This window comes from Streptomyces sp. CNT360 (assembly GCF_000424785.1).
In genome coordinates this window covers 185,961-206,309 of the sequence record NZ_KE384243.1, presented here as the reverse complement: position 1 = coordinate 206,309, position 20,349 = coordinate 185,961, and the positions used below count along the sequence as shown (strand labels likewise).

Annotated in this window: 19 protein-coding genes; 6 read left to right on the top strand and 13 right to left on the bottom strand. The window is 72.1% G+C overall.

The window, feature by feature from the left end; translation table 11 throughout:
• Positions 1-263: 263 nt before the first annotated feature.
• Positions 264-2,552, bottom strand: coding sequence for an FUSC family protein (locus H297_RS0126695; protein WP_027739545.1), 2,289 nt, complete (start codon positions 2,550-2,552; stop codon positions 264-266).
• A gap of 124 nt (positions 2,553-2,676) precedes the next feature.
• Positions 2,677-3,465 carry a formamidopyrimidine-DNA glycosylase gene (locus H297_RS0126690; RefSeq protein ID WP_027739544.1) on the bottom strand — a complete coding sequence of 263 codons (789 nt, stop codon included), beginning with the start codon at positions 3,463-3,465 and terminating at the stop codon, positions 2,677-2,679.
• Positions 3,466-3,712: 247 nt separating this feature from the next.
• Here H297_RS0126690 and H297_RS0126685 point away from each other — a divergent pair, with 247 nt between their 5' ends.
• Positions 3,713-4,912 (top strand): NAD(P)-binding protein, encoded by a 1,200-nt coding sequence (locus H297_RS0126685; protein ID WP_037795511.1) that lies wholly within the window; start codon positions 3,713-3,715, stop codon positions 4,910-4,912.
• Positions 4,913-5,169: 257 nt separating this feature from the next.
• On the opposite strand, the gene H297_RS0126680 is transcribed toward H297_RS0126685, so the two are convergent.
• Positions 5,170-5,505 carry a hypothetical protein gene (locus H297_RS0126680; RefSeq protein ID WP_027739542.1) on the bottom strand — a complete coding sequence of 112 codons (336 nt, stop codon included), beginning with the start codon at positions 5,503-5,505 and terminating at the stop codon, positions 5,170-5,172.
• Positions 5,502-6,614, bottom strand: a complete 1,113-nt coding sequence (locus tag H297_RS38630; protein ID WP_051352205.1) for a hypothetical protein — start codon at positions 6,612-6,614, stop codon at positions 5,502-5,504. The genes H297_RS0126680 and H297_RS38630 overlap by 4 nt, the downstream gene beginning before the upstream one ends.
• A gap of 332 nt (positions 6,615-6,946) precedes the next feature.
• On the opposite strand from H297_RS38630, the gene H297_RS0126670 reads away from it, so the two are divergent.
• The 3 genes from H297_RS0126670 to H297_RS0126660 are packed head-to-tail and all read left to right on the top strand — an operon-like array spanning position 6,947 to position 10,404.
• Positions 6,947-7,393 (top strand): WXG100 family type VII secretion target, encoded by a 447-nt coding sequence (locus tag H297_RS0126670; protein ID WP_158693754.1) that lies wholly within the window; start codon positions 6,947-6,949, stop codon positions 7,391-7,393.
• Positions 7,394-7,402: 9 nt separating this feature from the next.
• Positions 7,403-9,793 (top strand): hypothetical protein, encoded by a 2,391-nt coding sequence (locus H297_RS0126665; protein ID WP_027739540.1) that lies wholly within the window; start codon positions 7,403-7,405, stop codon positions 9,791-9,793.
• On the top strand, positions 9,793-10,404 hold the full coding sequence (locus H297_RS0126660) for a hypothetical protein (protein WP_158693753.1): 612 nt from the start codon (positions 9,793-9,795) through the stop codon (positions 10,402-10,404). Before H297_RS0126665 ends, H297_RS0126660 begins: the two co-directional genes overlap by 1 nt.
• Before the next feature lie 75 nt (positions 10,405-10,479).
• Here H297_RS0126660 and H297_RS0126655 read toward each other — a convergent pair whose 3' ends face one another.
• The 8 genes from H297_RS0126655 to H297_RS0126620 all read right to left on the bottom strand — a co-directional run bounded on the left by H297_RS0126655 (position 10,480) and on the right by H297_RS0126620 (position 17,460).
• Positions 10,480-12,552: a xanthine dehydrogenase family protein molybdopterin-binding subunit gene (locus tag H297_RS0126655; protein WP_027739538.1), complete on the bottom strand. Its 2,073-nt coding sequence runs from the start codon at positions 12,550-12,552 to the stop codon at positions 10,480-10,482.
• Positions 12,553-12,563: 11 nt separating this feature from the next.
• Positions 12,564-13,586 (bottom strand): FAD binding domain-containing protein, encoded by a 1,023-nt coding sequence (locus tag H297_RS0126650; RefSeq protein ID WP_027739537.1) that lies wholly within the window; start codon positions 13,584-13,586, stop codon positions 12,564-12,566.
• Positions 13,583-14,203, bottom strand: coding sequence for a 2Fe-2S iron-sulfur cluster-binding protein (locus H297_RS38625; RefSeq protein WP_051352204.1), 621 nt, complete (start codon positions 14,201-14,203; stop codon positions 13,583-13,585). Before H297_RS38625 ends, H297_RS0126650 begins: the two co-directional genes overlap by 4 nt.
• Positions 14,204-14,303: 100 nt before the next feature.
• On the bottom strand, positions 14,304-14,816 hold the full coding sequence (locus tag H297_RS0126640) for a mycothiol transferase (protein ID WP_027739536.1): 513 nt from the start codon (positions 14,814-14,816) through the stop codon (positions 14,304-14,306).
• Between the two features lie 208 nt (positions 14,817-15,024).
• Entirely contained in the window at positions 15,025-15,192 is a 168-nt protein-coding gene (locus H297_RS0126635; protein ID WP_027739535.1) for a DUF5670 family protein, read from the bottom strand.
• A 172-nt stretch (positions 15,193-15,364) separates the two neighbouring features.
• Complete coding sequence (locus tag H297_RS0126630; protein ID WP_027739534.1) at positions 15,365-15,820, bottom strand: DNA-processing protein DprA; 456 nt, start codon at positions 15,818-15,820, stop codon at positions 15,365-15,367.
• 154 nt (positions 15,821-15,974) lie between these two features.
• Positions 15,975-16,535 carry a potassium channel family protein gene (locus H297_RS38620; RefSeq protein WP_051352203.1) on the bottom strand — a complete coding sequence of 187 codons (561 nt, stop codon included), beginning with the start codon at positions 16,533-16,535 and terminating at the stop codon, positions 15,975-15,977.
• A 157-nt stretch (positions 16,536-16,692) separates the two neighbouring features.
• Positions 16,693-17,460 carry a FadR/GntR family transcriptional regulator gene (locus H297_RS0126620; RefSeq protein WP_486589682.1) on the bottom strand — a complete coding sequence of 256 codons (768 nt, stop codon included), beginning with the start codon at positions 17,458-17,460 and terminating at the stop codon, positions 16,693-16,695.
• A 217-nt stretch (positions 17,461-17,677) separates the two neighbouring features.
• Between H297_RS0126620 and H297_RS0126615 the strand changes: the two genes are divergently transcribed.
• Both H297_RS0126615 and H297_RS0126610 read left to right on the top strand, forming a co-directional pair.
• Positions 17,678-18,220, top strand: coding sequence for a gluconokinase (locus H297_RS0126615; protein WP_027739532.1), 543 nt, complete (start codon positions 17,678-17,680; stop codon positions 18,218-18,220).
• A gap of 64 nt (positions 18,221-18,284) precedes the next feature.
• Positions 18,285-19,685, top strand: coding sequence for a GntT/GntP/DsdX family permease (locus H297_RS0126610; protein ID WP_027739531.1), 1,401 nt, complete (start codon positions 18,285-18,287; stop codon positions 19,683-19,685).
• Positions 19,686-19,791: 106 nt separating this feature from the next.
• Here H297_RS0126610 and H297_RS0126605 read toward each other — a convergent pair whose 3' ends face one another.
• A complete protein-coding gene (locus H297_RS0126605) occupies positions 19,792-20,340 on the bottom strand; it encodes a helix-turn-helix domain-containing protein (protein WP_027739530.1) in 549 nt (182 codons plus the stop codon).
• Positions 20,341-20,349: the final 9 nt, after the last annotated feature.

The window sequence follows — 20,349 nt, the reverse complement described above, 5'->3', positions numbered from 1 at the left end:
GCCGCCGCATGATCAGCCGTACCTGGCGAGTCCGTCGACACGGGCGGGAGACCCGTCGGACCGGACGGCTCAGGGCCCGCCCGGTGGACGGGCCCAGGCACCGCTCGGTGGACGGGCCCAGGCCCCACCCGGTGCACAGTTCGAGGCCCGCCCGGCGGGCGGTTCCGCTCCCCGCCGGGCGGACGGATCCTGGGGGCGGGCGGCCACCCGGACACGGCAGGCCCGGTGACCGCCTCACGGACACGCCCTGACGACGGCGCCCCTCACATCGCCGCATGCGCCCCGGGCACCGCGCGGCGGGTGTGGGAGCGGGGGCGCCGGTGGCGGGCGGTGCCCGTCGGCTCGGCCCGCACGGTCGGGCCGTCGGGTGCGGTCGGGCCGGGCGGTGAAAAGGGCGCGGGCGCCGGGGCGGAGGGGGACAGCTCGGCGGTGAGGGACTCCAGCACGAGGACGGTGCGCAGGCAGGTGGCCAGCGCACGTGCCCGGGGGGTGGAGACAGCGCACGGGGAGGCGGGGTCGGCCACCCATGCCAGGCCGCTCTTCGCAGAGAGGGTGGTGAACACTGCGCGCAGGTCCCCGGGCCGTACCGTCTCCCCCTCCAGTGCCGCCGCCTCCAGCGCGGTGAGGTGATCCTGCAACGGGGCGGCGAACTCGGCGAGTTCGGGCACCGTCTCCGCGGGGTCGCGCGGCAGGTGTTCGGTCAGCAGCGCGGTGCAGCGGGTGAGGGAGAAGACGGCCGACCGGATGCGGGCCAGTTCGTCGGGCGTCCAGCGGGCGCGGTGGCCCCGCGGTTCGTGGGGGAGGTGGCCGAGGGCGGACTCCAGCTCCTCGCGGGCTCTGCGGGTGGCGCAGCGGAGCTCCTCCAGTGCGGAGCGGTCGACGGAGTCGGCGTCCGCGTAGCCGGTCAGCAGCGCGGGCAGCAGGCGTTGCTGGGTGCGCAGCCAGCGTGCCAGCAGGTCGGGGATGCGGTGGTGGTGCCAACTGGGCAGCAGCAGGAAGACCGCCAGGGCGATGACCGCGCCGAGGACGGTGTCGGCCGGGCGGCCCCACGCCACCAGGCCCTGCGCGGTGCCCATCTGGTGCAGCAGGAAGACGATCCAGGCGGTCAGGACCAGGTTCAGCGTGTGCTGCCCCGTACGCAGGAGGGTGAACGTGACCGCGGAGAAGGCCACGGTGGCGAGCGCGAGCGCGCCGTGCGACCAGGAGAACTGGAGCAGTCCCCAGGCGAGGAAGCCGCCCGCGACGGAACCGACCGGGCGGCTCCAGCCCCGCGCGAAGGTGTGCTGATAGTCGGGGAAGAGGACCAGCATCGTGGTCAGCGCGGCCCAGAAGCCGTGCGCGGGCAGGCCGTGGCCCCAGAAGTCGCCGACGGCGCGGCCCGCCGCCTCACCGGCCGTGGTGCCGATGCCGACCCGCAGGGCGTGGCGCAGCAGGGGGGTGCCCGTCAGCCTCGGGTCGAGTTCCGCCGCGATCCGCCTCAGCCCGCCGCGGACGGGCCCCTCGGGCTGCCACAGGGCGGGGATCTCCTCGTGCGGCCCGTCGTCGGCAGTCGGCGCGGCCTGGGGGTCCGCCGCGAGGGCGGCCAGCCGTGCGGCCTCGGTGAGGCGGGAGCGCAGGGTGTCGGCGAGGGTGCCGTGCCAGGCGTGCAGGGGGTCGTGGGTTCGGGCGGGGTTCTCCTGGTGCCGGCCGGTGGCGATCGTGCGGGCGACGGCGTCGAGGGCGTCGGCCAGGTCGTCGTACGGCACGCCGCGGGCGCCCTGCGCCGCGTACAGGGCGCGGCGGATCCGCTCCGCCTCGCCGAGCAGCCCGTAGAGGGGGGAGGCGGCGGGGCGGGCGGCGGAAGGGAGCAGCCCCAGGGCGGTGCGGGCGGCGGAGAAGGGGGCCGGTGAGGCGTACACCGTCCGGTCCGGCTTCGGGTCCGCCTCCGCTTCGCTGCGCGGGCTGCCGTGCGCGGGCGGTACGGCGGCGGTGCCCTCCCGGCGGGCGTGGTCGGCCAGGGAGGCGTAGACCTCGGCGAGCTTGCGGCGCTGCGCGGCGTGCCGGCGGCCGTACGGCGGCAGCAGTTGGACGAGGACGACGAACCCGGCGCCGACGGCGATCCAGGCGACCATCTCCAGCCCCGCCCCGGTGCCGGGGGAGACGTCCGCGGTGATCAGCATGCCGATGACGACGAGGCAGGCGCGGATGCCGGGTGCGGCACCCAGGGCGCGCCACAGGCCGGCCACGAAGGCCGCTACGGCCAGGGGGATGAGGAAGTACCAGCCGGCGGGCTGGAGGAAGACGCCGAGTACCGCCGCGGCGCTGAAGGCGAGCGCCGTCACGAGGGCGTTGACCAGGCGGTGCCGCAGGGGTGCGAGCAGGGTGCCGATGCCGCAGATGAAGGCGCCGACGCTCATCATCGTGGTGGCGAGGATGTCGCCGCGGACCCAGCCGAGGGCGGCTCCCAGGGCGACGGCGAGCACGGCCCGGGCGAGGGCCCAGGGGTCGGCGAAGGCCCGTTCCGTGTGGAAGCCCTTGCGTACGGTGTGCGTGAGCGATGCCGTCCAGGCCAAGCCGGGTCACACCCTCCATTCGGATCGCGATTTATTTGTATTATACACCTATACTTGTGTGGGTGCTGGCCGCCATGTAGAGGCCCCTCAGCCGTTGTCGTCGGTCCCGCAGCCGGCAGGGCCCTCAGCCCGGATCCGGCTGGCAGTGCGGGCACCAGAACGTCGTACGGCCCGCCACCCGCCCCGAGCGCAGGCGGGTGCCGCAGCGGGGGCACGGCGCCGGCCCCGGGGCGTCCCGGTGGCCGGTCAGCCAGTCCTCGCGAGGCGGCACGTGCGCGGCGCGCACGGAGGTCCGCAGCACCCGGCGCATCGCCTCGTACAGCGCCCGCCGCTCCCTCCCGGTGAGGGAGTCGGTGGGACGCGACGGATGCAGCCGGGCCTGCCAGAGGATCTCGTCGGCCAGCAGGTTGCCGAGGCCGGCGAGCAGCGACTGATCGGTGAGGGCGGCCTTCAGACGGCGCCGTCGGCCGGCCAGCACGGCCTCGAAGTCGCCGCGGGAGACGGTCAGGGCGTCGGGGCCCTGCTCGTCGAGCAGGCGGGCCGCCTCCGGGTCGTCGGCCAGCCACAGGCCCTTGAGCTTGCGCTGGTCGCGGTAGCGCAGTTGACGCGAGCCGGCCAGCGTGAACAGCACCCGGTCGTGCGCATGCGGCTCCTCGTCGGCCTCGGCACACACCAGACGGCCCGTCATGCCGAAGTGGAACTGGAGGCAGGGGCCGCCGGTGTGCGCCAGCAGCCACTTGCCGTGCCGCTCGGGCTCGGTGAACCTGCGCCCCTCCAGCAGCCGGCTCAGGCGCCCCGCGGACACCCCGTGCAACACCCCCGCGTCCCGCACGGTCACCTGCTCGATCGTCCGCCCCTGCGCGCAGTCGGCGAGGACCCGCCGGAAACCCTCGACGTCAGGCAGTTCGGGCATGGCTGCCGCACCTTCCGTGGCCGGTGAGGACGTCTCGCGAGCCCAGCGTAGGAGGGACCGGGTCACGGCGCGCGGGCTCGCTCCGGCACGGCACCCCCGCCGCCGCGCCCCGCGCCGTGCTCCGGCCAGGCGCCCCGGTCGTGTCACATCGCGGGGCGCCCCGCCCGTCGGACGGGTACGGGCGGTGAACGACGGCCGCGCGAACGGGACGTGCGAGAGCACGAGCAGCGAGATGCGGGAGGCCCGAATGGGTGAGAGCACCGGCCGCCGGGAACGCCGGCGGATCACCGTGGTCGGCGGTGGATTCGGCGGGCTGACCGCCGCCCTGTGCGCGGCGGAGACCGGCGCACAGGTCACCGTCCACGAGGCGCGCGAAGAGCTCGGCGGGCGGGCGCGCACCGCCCTGGGCCCGCACCGCACCAACGAGGGGCCGCACGTCCTCTACGACGGCGGCCCCCACTGGCGCTGGCTGAGGGAGCGGAAGCTGTTGCCGCCCATGGCGCGCGTACCGGCCGCGGAGGGGCTGCGCATGCGGTTCCACCACGACGGGGCCCTGCACCGGATGCCGCCCCTGGGGCTGCTGCGGCTGCGGCGCACGCGGGACGCTCCCATGGACGTGCCGTACCTGGAGTGGGCGGCGGAGCGGGCGGGGGAGGCGACGGCGCGGGCGGCGGCACACTTCGCCGCCGTCGCCACCTTCCACCATGCGCCCGGCGAGCTGTCCGCGGCGTTCACGCACGAGCGGATGCGGCGCGCTTCGAAGCTGCCGCCCGAGGCGCACTACGTGCGGGGCGGCTGGGGCTCGCTGGTGGCGCGGATGGCGGAGCGGGCACGGGAGAGGGGGGTACGGATCGAGACCGGGTCGCGCGTCGGTCCCGGGGCGCTGGCCGAGGCACGGGAGCACGGGCCCGTGGTGGTGGCCACCTCGCTGGCGGCGGCACGCGGGCTGCTGGACGATCCGACGCTGAGCTGGCCGAGCGGACGGACCGCCCTGCTGGACCTGGTGCTGGAGACCCGTACGGGCGACCCCTTCGTCGTCTCCGACCTCGACGCGCCCGGCTGGATCGAGCGGTTCACCGCGGCCGACCCCTCCCTGGCACCCGCCGGACAGGCGCTGATCCAGGCACAGTTCCCGCTGGCTCCCGAGGAGAAGCGGGGCGACGCGCTGGCCCGCGGCGACCACCTGCTCGACCTCGCCTTCGCGGGGTGGCGCGAGCGCGTCGTACGGCGGACCGAGGCGACGGCAAACGGGCGGACCGGCGCCGTGGACCTCCCCGGCACCTGCTGGCGCGACCGCCCCGCCGTCGACCGCGGCGACGGCTGCTACCTGGTCGGCGACCAGGTAGCAGCCCCGGGCGTGCTGAGCGAGGTCTCGTTCGCCAGCGCACTGGAGGCGGTACGGCTGGCACTGGGCACGCCCCGCGCACGGGGCGCGGGCGTGGGATGACCCGCAGGCCGCCGTCCGGCGGGTGGGGGGCGCCCGGCAGGCGTGGCCCGGCACGGGGAGCCGGAGCACCGGATAGGGCCGGCAGGGATCGTCACGCTCGTGTCCCTGCGGCCACCGGCCGGGCGCCGTCGGGCGGAAGCGGGGTCCTGCCGGCTCCTGGTCGAGCACGGCCCGCAGCCGCCCCTCGACGCGGGCTCCCCCGCCAAGGCCCTCGGGAGACCGAGGACCACCTGGGTGCCCGCCTCGGCCGCCGGAGGTCAGCCGCCGGGTGAGGGAGCCGGGCGGCCGGCCGCCCAGCGGGTGAGGTCGTGGGCGATGCGGGCGGGCTGCGTGCGCGTGGCCGCCTCGTGCTCGCCACGGGACGGATCGCGGCGTACCACGTCGTAGCCGCCCTCCTCCAGCACGGCGACCGTGGCGAACCAGGCGGACGAGCGCTGCGCGGCCCCGTCGGACTGGAGGACCAGAAAGGTGTTGTCCGTGCTGTCCAGGTCGCGTATCAGCATGAGCAGCGTGTCCTCGGACGGGTCGTCGACCGTGATGCCGTTCTCGCAGTCGGCCCGGTAACAGGGGGCATCCCGCGGCGCCTTCGTCACGCGTGGGCCAGGTCGGTCAGCGCGCAGGTGAGCGCGTCGACGATCTCGTCCCGGTCCACGGTGCCGTCGCCCCGCTCCAGATACGTCTCGCTCTCGCCGCTGTCACCGTCGAAGCCGAAGTCGGCCTCGGGCCCGGCGAGTCCCGGACCCGCGGGGGCGCCACCGCCCGTCGTCCCGATGCGGAGCACTCCCCGGCGCAGCCGGGTCGGGCATCGCAGGTGGGCGGTGAGGGTGGCGTACGGCGTGGCAAGAGTCGCGGTGCCGGTGGCCAGCAGCTCCCCGACGGCCCGCTCGACGGCGGTGGCCAGCCATCCGTGCAGCTTCACCAGGTGGGAGTGGGACGGCTCGACCCGCTGGGCCTCCAGGCGCGGGTCCGCGGTGAGGCGGTCGATCAGCTCCCGGGAGCCGCCCACGTAGGTGAAGGGCAGGTCGATCTCGGAGCCGACGCACCAGGCGCGGTCGCGCGGCCACCACAGGTTGGCCGTCTGCCCCTGCTCCGGGACGAACGCCAGCGCCTGCTCGACGGCGCCCGTGTGGAGCAGGTACTCGCGGTACGGCAGCTCGACGCGCGGCCCGGCGCGCACGGCCTCCGGCACGGGATCGCCCTCGCCCACCGCGCCGCGGGTCACACTGCCCTCCGCCACGGCGCCCGTGTCGTCGGCCTCGAAGCCGAAGCGCACGGCGGTGTCCCAGCCAAAGCCGTCCCACAGGCAGAACCAGCACTCCTCGGGGGTGTCCGTGTACGCCCGCAGGAGCTCCGCCAGCACGGCGCCGTCGGCCGCGCTCAGCGTGCCCTCCTGCGGACCGTCACCTTCCCAGGGGGCGGGGCCGGGTGGGGCGTGCTCGGGCAGTGCGATGTCGTGGAACTGGGCCTGCGGGGTGAGCTCGGCACCGCTCCACGCCGCGACCTGACGCCACCGCACGGGCACCGCTTCCCCGTCCTGACCCGCGCCGGTGCCGACCGTCACCGGGTGCAGCACCCGCGCGTACGCCGCGAACCCCTCCGGCACCACCGAGGTGGCCGTCCCACCGTCGAACTCCGTCAACCGCCCCCGGATCCACCCGGCTTCCCCGACGGCGCTGCTCCACCTGACCCGCGTACCTGCCATACCGCTCATGGTGACCGCTACGACAACCGCCGAGCACCCGGTTTTCGCCGGGGGGTGGAGCGGGGGTGCGAGACAGGGCATCCGTTTTCAACAGGACCACACCGCTATGCGGTCATGTGTTAGTTAAGTGGAGCATGAAGACATCGGCTCCCCTCATCTTGTAGATTCCTCTGAAAGCCTCAACCGATCACAAGCGACTGGGGGGATCCGTGTCGTTCGGAGAGGAATGGGCGGGTTTGGTGAGCAACGCCCGGTCGAAGCAGTCCACTTCCATGCAGCTCGCCTCCTCAGGCAAAGATGACGGCGGCAAGGGCGGCAACTAGGGCATCAAGGTGACACCTCACGCCCTTCGCTCCTTCGCGGGTAAAGCGGACAAAGTGAGTGACGACTTTCAGAAGACGGACAACGAGGCCATGCGGGAAACCGAGCAGGTTCCCGGCTCGTTGAAAGGCTTCGCAAGCGACGAGGCCTTCAAGGACTTCCAGAAGCTGTGGCGCGAGCAGATGAAGTATCTCGACGGCCTCTACTCCGGGGTCGCCAAGGCTCTCCGTTCCGCTGCCGGGACCTTCAAGGCAGAAGACGTCCGACGCAAGTCCGAGATCGACAGAATTCCGTACGGGGACACCCCGAACAACAGTCCGCTGTACGGCCCCTACGCGCGAGGTACGGACAAGCCGCTGCTCGGCCCGTACGTTCCCCGGCCCATGGGCCCGCACGCCCCTGAGCCGATGGGCCCGCACGCCCCACAGCCGAAGACCGACAACGAGACCGATTCGTAGGGGCCTGCCGTGTCGACGCCGGAACTCGAATACACCGCCATCCGCGACGCCGATCTCGGACCGCTACGTGACGCGGTGCGCAAGTGGAAGAAGCTCCCCGAGAAGATCGAAACCGTAACGACCACCTTCAGTCGCACCGTATCCGGCCCGTTGGTGCAGTCAGGCTGGTACGGCGAAACCGCCGAGGCGGCGTTCAAGAAGTTCAAGAACGTCCACCACCAGATGACAGAGGCCCCCGGGCAAGCCGAAAAGATCAGCATCGACATGTCGGAGGCGCTCTCGACCTTCGAGCTCTCTCAGGACGAGATCAGGAGCATCGAGAAGGCCGTGACCGCGAAGCCCGGGAACGGCGGCAAAAACTACCTGAAGCTCGACGAGAGCAAGGGCGTCGTCTCCATCGACCAGAACCACGAGGACGACATACCGGACCTCGAAAAGCTTCAGCAAAAGGTCGACGAGTGCAACCGCCGCATAAGCACGGCGATCTCGGATGCGAGCAAGGCCGATCACGCCTTGAAGACGGTGCTGCAGATCGATCCACCCGGCAGGGGCTTCAACGACGACATCGCGGGCCACCTCAGAGATGTCAAGGCGGAGACGAAGGAAGACGTCGATGCCCTGATGAAGCTGGCCCACGATCCTGACTTGAAGAAGGACACGAAAAAACTCTCCAAGTTCAACGGCCTGCTGGCCAAGAACGCGAAAAACTCCGACTTCGCCGAGCAGTTCGCCACCCGGAAGGGCGCGAAAGGGATACTGGAGTTCTGGAACAGGACAGCGCAACCTGAGTACGGTGAAGACGAGTACGGCTTCCCGAAGGAAGAACGACTCAGCGCGGCACGCCGCAAACAGCTCGCAGCCCTCCAGGACAACCTCGGCACCACCCTTGCGCTGGCCAGCCACTCCGACTCACCGAAAATGACACAGTGGAAGCACGACGTCATCGCCCTCGGCGACAACCGGCTACCTGCTCTGTCGAAGCCGGGCACACACGACGCCCCGCCGCCTTACGGCTTCCAGGTCATGAGCAACCTCATGCGCACCGGGAAGTGGGACGGAAACTTCCTGAATGACTACGGCGACAAACTGCTCAAGGAGGACAAGAGGCCGTTCGAAGCGCGGAGCGGACGCGAGGAGGACCGGGGTTACCGCAAGTGGCTCAGCGAGGGCCTGAAGCCGGTGGACTACCTCAACTTCGGCCCGAAAGCCGACGAGGGAGCGGATCCCATGACCGGTTTCCTGGAGGCCATGGGTCACAACGGTCCCGCCTCCACGGAATTCTTCAACGACAAGGGTCACTTCGACTACCTGCTTCGGGATCGCGAGTACATTCAGGACGGAGCGAACAATCCCGACTTCGATCCGAAGAAGGACGTGGTTCCCTCCCGGACGGCCCTCGGCCGTGCCCTTACATCTGCGACGACAGGCCACTCGTGGGACGCGCCGGTGGATCTCCATCCGTCTCACACGAAGGATGAGGCCCACATCATGTCCGAGCTCATGAAAGGTGTCGCGTCCAGAGGTGACCACATCACGATGGCTCCAGGGATGCATGAGGCGCTGGGTAGAGCAGCCGCCGAATACACACCTGACATCTACCGGGCCATGAAAGACGGAGCGGACTACGGCGACATCCACAGCAGTTCGCTTGCGAAGCGGGAGCAGGCCATGGCCGAGGCCAAGCTGTTCCCGATGTCCGGCGCGCAGGCGGACATCAACCACATGGATGCCACACATTTCCTTCTCGCGCTCGGTCAGGACCCGGATTCACACGCTACGGTGCCCCAGGCCCAAAAGGCATACGCCGCAGAGACGCTGGACCACTATCTTTCGCCCGATACACCTGCGGAAGAGAAGTACGGTGCGAGCCGTAAAGAGACAGCAGAGGAAATCCTGAAGACCTCAGGAGAGGTGTCCGGGACGCTGACAATCGGCCGCCAGGAGGCCCTTATCGGTCCTGCCGTCGCCAGTGACGCAGACTTCGAGAAAGCTACCCTGAGCGATAGGCTGTGGTCAGGTGCGGGAGTCGCTTCAGGATTGGCGATGGGGGTCGCCAAGATGCAGAACCCCGTAGCGGCTGCGGCGATTTCATCGATCACGAGCGGAACGTTCTCCGCAGCTTCGAGCGACGCAGACGCGCTCATCTCCCACCACGAGGCCCAGGACAAAGCGCACGCCGCTTACACGCTGTACAACCGGGAGATGACCCGGGAAGTGGACTACAACTGGGCCATTCTCAGCAAGCTCGAAAAGCAGCACCACATCGACCTCTCGGACGCCTGGGCCGGAAAGTTCGCCGAAGAGGGGTTCGGGCAGGCCAAGGACAGGGTGCAAGGCACCGCCGACTACCTCAGTTCAAGCGATCAAGTAGCAAGTCTGCCCACGGAGCGCGCCGACTGATGAGTGACACCGCACGACCCGCACGATGGATCCGTTGGACCCTCCTCACCACTCTCGCCCTGGCCTTGACCGCGGTGGGGGCGGTGGGCGGGGCGCTCTGGCAGCGGGAGGAGCCGAAGGCGTTCTCTGCGACGCACGAAAGTATCTGCGGAGTCCAGCTCCTCGCCTTTCCGACGAAGGAGTTGGACCCGGTTGTCCCGCCGGCTCCGGGGATGAACACCTCCAACGAAGTCGTCTCCAAGCCGGGCCGGTATCAGGCGCACTGCGCGGTCCACAACGAGGAGAGCGCCCCCTTCAAGCTCTCCGTCGAACAGCGCCCTTACGACGTGCCGTCCGACGACAGGGCGTACCGGCAGGAACAGCGCAAGCGCGAGAAGATCCCGGGCTATCCGAAGAGCTGGTCCACGACGGACACCGCCATGGTGACCGTCCCCTGCACGGAGAAGAAGGGCAGCAAGGAGGACACCGACCTCTACGTCCGGGCCGAGTCGCGGTCGAAGCACAGCGAAGAGGTGCGCGGCGCTCTTGTGAAGGCCGCCGAGGAGGCGGCGAAGAACACTCGCGCCGCCGTCAAGTGCGACACCCCGTTCACGCCGCAGGGCCGCGGCTGAGGCCCACCTGGGGCGGGCCTCAGCAGGCTTTCACGACGGTCACCGACTCGGCTCGGCAGGCCACTCGGCAGCCGTTCAGCCCAGGACGCCGATGCGGTCCGGGGTGAGGGGGAAGTCGCGGACGCGGTGGCCGGTGGCGTGGTGGACGGCGTTGGCGAGGGCGGCGGGGGTGCCGACGATGCCGATCTCGCCGATGCCCTTGCCGCCGACCGGGTTGAGGTGCGGGTCGTGCTCCTCGATCCAGTGCGCGTCGATGTCGGGGACATCCGCGTGCGCGGGGACGTGGTACCCGGCCAGGTCCTTCTCGACGAAGCCGCCGAGCCGGGCGTCGAGGGAGCTGTGCTCGGTCAGGGCCATGCCCATGCCCATGGTCATGCCGCCGATGAACTGGGAGCGGGCGGTGCGGGCGTTGAGGATGCGGCCGGCGGCGAAGACGCCGAGCAGCCGGCGGACGCGCACCTCGCCGGTGACGGTGTCGACCGAGACCTCCGCGAAGACGGCGCCGAAGGCGTGCCGCGCGTACTCCTCCTGAGCCTCCACGTCGGAGGTGGTGTCGACGGTGACGACGCTGCCGTCCGACTCGCGCAGCTCGCGGCAGGCCTTGTGGACGGCCCAGCCCCAGGAGGCGGTGCCGGAGGAGCCGCCGGCCAGCGGCGCGTGGGGCAGGTCGCTGCTGCCGACGTCGATGCGGACGGCGTCGAGGGCCACGCCCAGTTCCTCGGCGGCGATCTGCGCCAGCACGGTGCGCGCCCCGGTGCCGATGTCGGTGGCGTTGATCCGCACGTGGTAGGTGCCGTCGCCCATGGACTGCGCCGAGGCGGTGGAGGGCGCGACGAGCACCGGGTAGGTGGAGGAGGCGACGCCGGTACCGAGCAGCAGGTCTCCCTCGCGCCGGGAGGCGGGGCGCGGATCGCGGTGCTCCCAGCCGAAGCGGCGTGCCCCCTCGCGCAGGCAGTCGGCGAGGTGGTGGCTGCTGAAGGGCTTGCCGCTGTCGGGTTCGCGGTCGGGGATGTTGCGCAGCCGCACCTCGACGGGGTCGAGACCGAGGGCGCCCGCCAGCTCGTCCATGGCGCATTCGAGCGCGCACATGCCGGGTGCCTCGCCGGGTGCCCGCATCCAGGAGGGGGTAGGGACGTCGAGGCGGGCGACGCGGTGGCCGGTGCGGATGGCGTCGGCGCCGTACATCACGCGGGAGGGGACGGCGGCCTGCTCGACGAACTCCTTGAGGGTGGAGGTGTGGGTGGCCACGTCGTGCTGGAGGGCGGCGAGGGTGCCGTCGCTGCGGGCGCCGAGCCGCAGCCGTTGCAGGGTGGGGGCGCGGTGGCCGACGACGGCGGGCAGCTCGCGGCGGGGCAGCGCGACCTTGACGGGGCGGCCGGTGTGCAGGGCGCCCATCGAGGCGAGCACGACGGGGGCGCGGGGGGTGCCCTTGGAGCCGAAGCCGCCGCCGACGTGCTCGGCGACGACGGTGATCTGCCCCGGGGCGAGGTCGAACATGGCGGCGAGCACCTCGCCGACCGTGGTGGAGCCCTGACTGGAGTCGTAGGTGATCAGGTGCCCGCCTTCCCACAGGGCGGTGGCGGCGTGTGGCTCCATGGGGTGGTTGTGCAGCGGCGTGAGGGTGTAGGTGGCGTCGATCCGGTGTGCGGCGGCGGCGTACTCGGCCTCGACGTCGCCGCGCTCCCAGTCGCCGGGGTAGCCGCCGTTGGCCCACTCCGGGTGGTAGAGGCCGGGGTGGTCGGTGCGGACGAGGACGTCGTGGTCCTCCTCCTCGTAGGAGACGCGCACCAGCCGCGCCATCTCCCGTGCGGTCTCCGGGGTTTCGGCGACGGCGAGGGCCACGTACCAGCCCCGGTGCGGCACCCGGTCGTTCTGGAGCAGGAAGAGGGTCGGGTCGTCGGGTTCGCCGAGGCGGGGGGCGTTCTCGTGGGTGAGGACGGCCAGCGCCCCGGGGAGGGCGAGCGCGTCGGCGTCGTCGACAGCGGTGATTCGTCCGTGCGGTACGGCGGCCGCGACCGGCCAGCCGTAGGCGCAGGCGGGCGGGGTGTGCTCGGCGGCGTAGCGCGCGGTCCCGGTGGCCTTGGCCAGGCCCTCGCGGCGGGGCGCCGGGGATCCCAGGACGCCTTCGGTGGTCTCGGGTACGGCCATCGTCCGGTTCCTCACGTCCGCGCGGGGCTGGTCGGGTTGTCGGCGCCGGACGTGCCGGCGAGGCGGGTCAGCAGGCTGACCGCGACGCTGCGGGCCAGCGGCACCTTGAAGGCGTTCTCGGACAGCGGCCGGGCCGCGGCCAGTTCCGCGTCCAGGGCCCGGCCGATGCTGTCGGCGTCGGGCCGCGCGCCGAGCAGCGCCTCCTCGGCGGTACGGGCCCGCCAGGGGCGGTGGGCGAGCCCGCCGAAGGCGAGCCCGGCGTGCCGGATCCGGCCGTCGCCGTCCAGGGCGAGGACGGCGGCGGCGGAGGCGAGGGCGAACGCGTACGAGGCGCGGTCGCGCGCCTTGCGGTAGCCGGCCCGGGCGCCCTCGGGCGGCGCGGGCAGCGTCACGTGGGAGATCAGTTCGCCGGGCCGCAGCACCGTGTCCTGCTCCGGGGTGTCGCCGGGCAGCCGGTGGAACTCGGCGGCGGGGACGGTCCGCGTGCCTTCCGGGCCGAGCAGTTCGAGCTCGGCGTCGTAGGCCGCCATCGCCACCGCCATGTCCGACGGGTGGGTGGCCACGCAGTGCGCGGAGTGGCCGAGGACGGCCATGTCGCGGTTGACGCCCTCGCGTGCCGAGCAGCCGGTGCCCGGCTCGCGCTTGTTGCAGGGCGCCGAGGTGTCCTGGAAGTAGGGGCAGCGGGTGCGCTGGAGGACGTTGCCGCCGGTGGTGGCCAGGTTCCGCAACTGCCCGGAGGCGCCCGCCAGCAGCGCCTCCGCGAGCGCGGGGTACCGGCGGCAGACGGCGGGGTGGGCGGCCAGGTCGCTGTTGCGCACGTTGGCGCCGACGCGCAGGCCGCCCTCCTGGGTCTCCTCGACCTCGTCCAGCGGCAGCCGGGAGACGTCGATGAGGTGTTCCGGCGTCTCGACGCCGAGCTTCATCAGGTCCACCAGGTTGGTGCCGCCCGCCAGGTAGCGGGCGTGCGGCTGGGCGGCGAACGCGGAGACGGCCTCTTCGGGGCTGGTGGCCCGCTCGAAGGTGAAGGTCTTCACGCGGTCACCTCGCTGGGGCGGCGGGCGGACGTCCGGGCACCGGAGCCGGCGTGCGCGGCGGTGGCGGAGCCGGCGTGATCGGCCACGTCCTCGATCGCCTCGACGATGTGCGGGTAGGCGCCGCAGCGGCAGATGTTGCCGCTCATGCGTTCGCGGATCTCGTCCCGGTCCAGCTCGGCGGGCGCCCCCGTGGCCTCCTCCAGCACCTGCGGTGGTGTGACGTGCGAGGGGTGCCCCTCGGCGGCCTCGCACAGCATGCCGACGCCCGAGACGATCTGCCCGGGCGTGCAGTAACCGCACTGGAAGGCGTCCCGGTCCTGGAACGCCTGCTGGAGCGGGTGCGGCCGCTGGGCGTCGCCGAGCCCCTCGACGGTGGTGAGGTGCGCGCCGTCGTGCGCCACCGCCAGCAGCAGGCAGCTGTTGGCACGGCGCCCCTCCAGCAGCACCGTGCAGGCACCGCACTGGCCGTGGTCGCAGCCCTTCTTGCTACCGGTGAGGTCCAGGTGTTCGCGCAGCACGTCCAGGACGGTGGTGCGGTGGTCCACGGTGACGGTGTGCGCGGTGTCGTTGACGTGCAGGGTCAGGGTCGAGCTGGTGGCGGTGCGCTGGGGGATCACGGGGCGCGCCTCTCTTCTGCTCTGCGGGGTTCCCGCTGTGCGGGGCTCGGGTGGGGGCTGTGGGTCGGCGATGCGGGGCGGTGCGGGGAGGTGCCTGCTGTCAGCCGCGGCGTTCGAGCACGCCGCGCAGGAAGGCCGCCTGACCGACGTGCTGCATCGTGTCGCCGATGACGCTCACGAGACGTACCCCGAGGGTGACCGGCGGGTCCCAGGCGTCGTCGACGATCCGGCCCAGCGACTGGGACCCGATCGTGTCCAGGTAGTCGAGAGTCCGCTGGTGAACGGCGTCGTGGTAGGCGACCAGCAGCGGCGGCGAGTCCACCCGGACGGCCGCCACGTCCTCGGGTGAGTGGCCGAAACCGGTGTCGTCGGAGTCGAGGGGCAGCCCGAACCGTTCCTCGAACCCCTGTGCGTGCCAGTTCTGCTCCTGCCCCGCGGCGTCCGCGAGGTGGTCGTCCTGCACCCGGGTGAGGTGCCAGATCAGCCACGCCACGGTGTTCGTCCCCGGGTCCAGCCGCTCGTTCAGATGCTTCTTGGCGATGCCGTCGAGAGCGGCGTGCACCTCGCCGTTCACCCGGGTGAAGGCGTCCTTGAGAAGTGCGGTGGTGTCCATGTTTGCGACCTTACGACCTGTCAGGTGCGGCGGCCGCTCTTCGCGGCCACCGCACCGGCCCCGCTTCCGGGACGGAGTCCGGGGAGCGGGGCCGAGGGGTACGGCGGCGCACTGCGCGTCGCCGGGCGACCGGCACGGGAGCCGGGGACGGGGCGGGCCGCCGGGGCGTCGGGGCCTCAGCCCTCCGGCGCCGCGCACGTCCCCGGCGCTACCACCGGTACCAGCGACCGCGCCGTCCTCCGCTGGTGGGCCGGACGAAGAAGCCCAGCAGCCACACCACGAGCACGATCACGGCTATCCACCACAGCGCCTTGACCGCGAACCCCACGCCGAACAGCAGCAGTGCGAGCAACAGCACGAGCAACAACGGGACCATGACTGTTCACCTCCGCCGCCCGGGTGCCCCGGCCCGCCGTCTCCATGCACCCTGTCGATTCGTGAAGACGCTGTGAAAGGTGTGAAAAGGGTGAACGGGGTGAAAGGGACGAACGGGGTGAACGCCGTGAACGAGGCGGACGAGGTGAACGAAGTGTCCGAACGGTGAGGGCTCAGGTGGGCACGATCAGCCGGGCCTTGCCCTGGCGGTCCGCGTAGTCGAGGGTCCGCCAGGTGCCGGAGCCGGTGCTCGCGCCGACGGGGAAGCCGATGACGAGGTCGGAGCGGTCCACCATCCAGCGGTGACGGGCCAGATGGGCGGCGTCGTCCAACGGTTCGGCGCCCAGCTCGACGATCTCCGCGATGCGGTTCCAGGTGCGGTTGACGGCGTGCCGGGCCTCGGGCGGCTGCTGGTCGAGTGTGCCGGGGACGACGACGGTGATCCAGGCCTGCGTCTGTTCGGCCAGCCACCTCAACGCGAGGCTGTCGATGCCCCGGGCGCCGCCGAGGTAGAAGTGCGTGTCCGGCGCGAAGGGGCCCAGGTACTCCACGAAGAGCTTCGCGTAGTGGGCGGGGTCCCGGTGCCCCGTCGTCCGGGTTCCGGTGATCGTCACGGTGCGCATCGTCATCGGCCCTGTCTCTGTCTCACGTGCTCCCACGTGAACCTGCGTGGCAAGGACGGCCATCCACCCGTTCGCGATCCGCTCGCACGGCCGCCGGGCATCCTCCCACGGGGCGCCGGGTACGGCTGTGTCGTGCGCTACATGCCGGTCGGCAGCCCCGTCAGGGGCGGGGGACGCCCTTGCGGCCCCTGCCGCGCGGGGGCCGGTTGGCCGCCGTGCGGCGGAGCCTGCCGGTGAGGGTGGTGGCGGCGGCGGTGAGGAAGACGAGGGTGTAGAGGATCTGCAGGAGGATGGCCAGCCGTGCGGACTGTCCGCGGGGCGCGATGTCGCCGTAGCTGAGGGTGGCCAGGGTCAGCAGCGAGAAGTAGAGGGCGTCCAGCCGGGTGTGCAGGCCGTGGAACTCCCCGGGATGGTGGGAGATCACGAAGTACGCCGAGGAGAAGACCAGCACCGACAGGCACATCAGCGACACCAGGGCCACGACCGTGCCCGGCCGGTCGAACATGGCGTCGCGCATGTGCTTGAGCAGCAGCACGGCGATGCCCGCGAGGGCGAGGGCGAACACCGTCCAGCTCAGCACCGGCCGCTCCGGGCCCAGGGTGCGCGCGGGCAGCAGGAAGAAGGCCGCGAACAGGATCGCCACCAGCGGCCCCAGCAGCGGCCACGCCCAGCGTGACCGTTCGGGGCCGCGGCCCGGGGGCGGTCCGGTGGGCTCTGCCATGGGGCCATCGTCCGCGCCGCGGTCCGCCCCCGCGCCCTGGGAGGGGCCCGCCGGTGACAGGCCCCCTCTTCCGGGTGACGCGCACCTGCACGCCGGGTGACCGCACTCGCGCCGCGGAGGTGGTGCGGAGGGTGCGGGATGGTGCGGGGGACGGTGCTCAGGGGGCCAGGACGTCCAGCTCCGCCATCGCGTCCTCGGTGATGGTGCGCATGGCGGCCTCGGCGCGGGTGCCGTCCCGTTCGCGGACGGCCTCGGCGACCTGGACGTGGAGGGTGACGGCCTCCTGCCGGGGGTCGGCGAACATGACGTCGTGGTGCGTCCGGCCGGCCAGCACCGCCGCGACGACGTCGCCGAGGCGGGCGAACATCTCGTTGCGGGAGGCGCGCAGCACGGTGCGGTGGAAGGCGATGTCGTGCACCAGGTAGTTCTCCAACTGCCGGCCGCGTGAGGTCGCCACCATGCCCAGGGCGTGCTCGGTCAGCTCCGCGCACTCCTGGGGCCCGGCCAGTTCGGCGGCGAGCCGGGCGGCGACCGGTTCCACGGCCGAGCGCAGCACGGTGAGGGAGCGCAGTTGGCGCCCGCGGTCGGTGCCGGCCAGCCGCCAGGTGATGACCTGCGGGTCGTAGACGTCCCATTCCTCGGGCGGCAGCACGGTCACCCCGACCCGGCGGCGGGACTCCACCAGGTGCATGGACTCCAGGACCCGTACGGCCTCCCGTGCCACCGTGCGGGAGACCTCGTACCGGCTCGCCAGCTCCTCGGTGCGCAGCACCGTGCCGGGCGGGTACTCGCCCGCGGTGATCGCGGGGCCGAGGGAGGCGAGCAGCCGGGCGTGCAGGCCGCGGTCGCGTGCGGGGGCCTGTGCACGGGCGGCCTGTGCGCTCCCGTCCGCCCGGTCGGCCCCGTCCGCCTCCTGGCTGGTCATCTGCGGCTGGTCTCCTGTCGTTCCCGGCCCGTCCGGGCCGCCGGGCACGCTCGGCGAGCGCGTCGGGACGTTCAGCCTACGTGCTCATCGTCACTCCAATTAAGTATGACTAATACGCGTCCGACTATTGAATACGTGTGACCTATGAGGTTAGGTGTGCTCGTCGCCGAGGCCGGCGAAGACAGTCGATGAGGACGGTCGATGAGGACTGAGTGAGATGACGAACCAGAACGTCGTGGTCGTCATGGGCGTCGCCGGAACGGGCAAGACCACCGTCGGACGGCTGCTGGCCGAAGCCCTGGACGTGCCCTATGCCGAGGCCGACGCCTTCCACCCCCCGGCCAACGTGGCCAAGATGTCCGCCGGCACCCCCCTGGACGACACCGACCGGGCCCCCTGGCTCGACGCGATCGGCGCCTGGGCGCACGAGCACGCTCACGTCGGCGGCGTCGTGAGCTGCTCCGCGCTCAAGCGCGCCTACCGCGACCGGCTCCGGGCCGCCGCTCCCCACCTGGTGTTCGTCCACCTCACCGGCGACCGGGGGCTGATAGCGCGGCGGATGGCCGAGCGGGCCGACCACTTCATGCCCGTCGCCCTGCTGGACTCGCAGTTCGCGGCCCTCGAACCCCTGCGCCCGGACGAGCGGGGCGTGACCGTCTCCGTCGCCCCGGGCCCGCGTGCCGTCACCGAACGGGCGCTGGCCGCCCTGCGCGGCGAGCGGGCGCGGGAGGCCGCCGCCGAGGCGGCCACCCCGTCCTGAGCCGAGGCACCCCCGTCCCCCCTCTCTCCACCTCTCCCCACCCACACACAGCGAAGGAAGAGCCGTGAGCCATCTCAGTGTCGAGATGCTGGCCGCGGGGTCGCAGCCGGACCCCATCAGCTCAGCCGGCAACGCGCAGTTGGGGATCGCCGCCCTCGTCGGTATCGCCGTCATCGTCGTCCTCATCACCCGGTTCAAGCTGCACGCGTTCCTGTCGCTGACCATCGGGTCCCTCGTGCTGGGCGCCGTGGCCGCGGCGCCGCTGGACAAGGCCGTCTCCAGCTTCACCGCCGGGCTCGGTGACACCGTCTCCGGCGTCGGCGTGCTCATCGCGCTCGGTGCCGTCCTCGGCAAGCTGCTGGCCGACTCCGGGGGCGCCGACCAGATCGTCGACACCATCCTGGGCAAGGCGAGCAGGCGCAGCATTCCGTGGGCGATGGCGCTGATCGCCGGCATCGTCGGCCTGCCGATGTTCTTCGAGGTCGGCCTCGTCCTGCTGATCCCGGTCGTGCTGCTGGTCGCCAAGCGGGGCAACTACTCGGTGATGCGGGTCGGCATCCCCGCGCTGGCCGGCCTGTCGGTGATGCACGGGCTCATCCCGCCGCACCCGGGTCCGCTCGTGGCCATCGACGCCATCCACGCCAACCTCGGCGTCACCCTGGCCCTCGGCCTCGTCGTGGGCATCCCGACGCTGGTGGTCGCCGGTCCGCTCTTCGGGAAGGTCGCCGCACGCTGGGTGGACACCACGCCGCCCGAGGGGGTCGTCCCCGAGCGCGTCAGCGCCGATGCGGACAAGCGGCCCGGCTTCGGCAGCACGCTCGCCACCGTGCTGCTGCCCGTCGTGCTGATGCTCGCCAAGGCACTGACCGACATCGCCGTCGACGACGCGGACAACACCGGGCAGCGCGTCATGGACGTCGTCGGCGACCCGATGATCGCCCTGCTGGTCGCCGTCCTCGTCGCCCTGTTCACCCTCGGCCGCTCCGCCGGTTTCTCCAAGGACCGGCTCTCCGACACGGTCGCCGGCTCGCTGGGGCCCATCGCGGGCATCCTGCTGATCGTCGGCGCCGGCGGCGGGTTCAAGCAGACGCTGGTGGACGTCGGCATCGGGCAGATGATCCTCGACCTGTCCAAGGACTGGTCCGTCCCCGCGCTGCTGCTCGGCTGGCTCATCGCGGTCGGCATCCGGCTGGCGACCGGGTCCGCGACGGTCGCCACCGTGTCGGCCGCGGGGCTCGTCGCGCCGCTCGCCGCCGACATGTCCACCGCACAGGCCGCGCTCGTCGTGCTGGCCGTCGGCGCCGGCTCGCTCTTCTTCAGCCACGTCAACGACGCCGGGTTCTGGCTGGTCAAGGAGTACTTCGGAATGAGCGTCGGCCAGACGGTCAAGTCCTGGTCGGTGATGGAGACGATCATTTCCGTCGTCTCGCTGGTGCTGCTGCTGTTGCTGTCGCTGGTGCTGTAGCTGAGCACCGCCGAGGCACGCCTGACCGGGCGCTCGCATCCAGGTCCCTGGACGCCGACGACGGCTCCAGGGCTCGGAGGTTTCCGCGTACGCGGCGGTACTCGTGTCACCCGTCCGCTTCGGGGGTGGCGGTCTTGTCCGGTACGAAGACGAGGCTGAGGAGGTGGCGGGTGCGCCCGTCGCCCGGGGTGGTGCGGGTGCGGCGGGCGACGGCCGCCTCGATCTCCTCGACGAGCGCGGCGAACTCCTCGTCGGTCAGCCACACGGCGCCCTGCCGGTAGAGGACGTTCTCCCGGGCAGGGTCGGCGTCCTCATGGGAGAGGTAGCGGTCGAAGTCGCCCATCACGGCCGCGGTGAAGACGGCGAAGGCCCGCCGGTGGTCCTCCTTGCCCATGGTGGCGCGCGCGCCGGCGTCGATGAGGGCCCGCTCCTGGCGGACCTGGTAGCTGCGCTCGACGGTGCCACGAACGGGCCGCTCGTCGACCACCTCGATGACGCCGCTCTTCGCGAGGGCCGCGACGTGCCGGTACATGGTGGCCGGGGCGATGTCGGGGAGCCGGTCGCGCAGTTGCGCCGTGGTCAGTTCGCCGGCGCCGAGCAGGGTCTGCAGGATGCGCATCCGCACGGGGTGCATGAGCTCGTTCGCATTTGCCATGACGCCATA

Coding starts and splice junctions, on each gene's coding strand:
- H297_RS0126690 (WP_027739544.1), bottom strand. CDS start 3,465: ATGCCCGAACTGCCTGACGTCGAGGGTTTCCGGCGGGTCCTCGCCGAC.
- H297_RS0126685 (WP_037795511.1), top strand. CDS start 3,713: ATGGGTGAGAGCACCGGCCGCCGGGAACGCCGGCGGATCACCGTGGTC.
- H297_RS38630 (WP_051352205.1), bottom strand. CDS start 6,614: ATGGCAGGTACGCGGGTCAGGTGGAGCAGCGCCGTCGGGGAAGCCGGG.
- H297_RS0126660 (WP_158693753.1), top strand. CDS start 9,793: ATGAGTGACACCGCACGACCCGCACGATGGATCCGTTGGACCCTCCTC.
- H297_RS0126655 (WP_027739538.1), bottom strand. CDS start 12,552: ATGGCCGTACCCGAGACCACCGAAGGCGTCCTGGGATCCCCGGCGCCC.
- H297_RS0126640 (WP_027739536.1), bottom strand. CDS start 14,816: ATGGACACCACCGCACTTCTCAAGGACGCCTTCACCCGGGTGAACGGC.
- H297_RS0126635 (WP_027739535.1), bottom strand. CDS start 15,192: ATGGTCCCGTTGTTGCTCGTGCTGTTGCTCGCACTGCTGCTGTTCGGC.
- H297_RS0126630 (WP_027739534.1), bottom strand. CDS start 15,820: ATGACGATGCGCACCGTGACGATCACCGGAACCCGGACGACGGGGCAC.
- H297_RS38620 (WP_051352203.1), bottom strand. CDS start 16,535: ATGGCAGAGCCCACCGGACCGCCCCCGGGCCGCGGCCCCGAACGGTCA.
- H297_RS0126620 (WP_486589682.1), bottom strand. CDS start 17,460: ATGACCAGCCAGGAGGCGGACGGGGCCGACCGGGCGGACGGGAGCGCA.
- H297_RS0126615 (WP_027739532.1), top strand. CDS start 17,678: ATGACGAACCAGAACGTCGTGGTCGTCATGGGCGTCGCCGGAACGGGC.
- H297_RS0126605 (WP_027739530.1), bottom strand. CDS start 20,340: ATGGCAAATGCGAACGAGCTCATGCACCCCGTGCGGATGCGCATCCTG.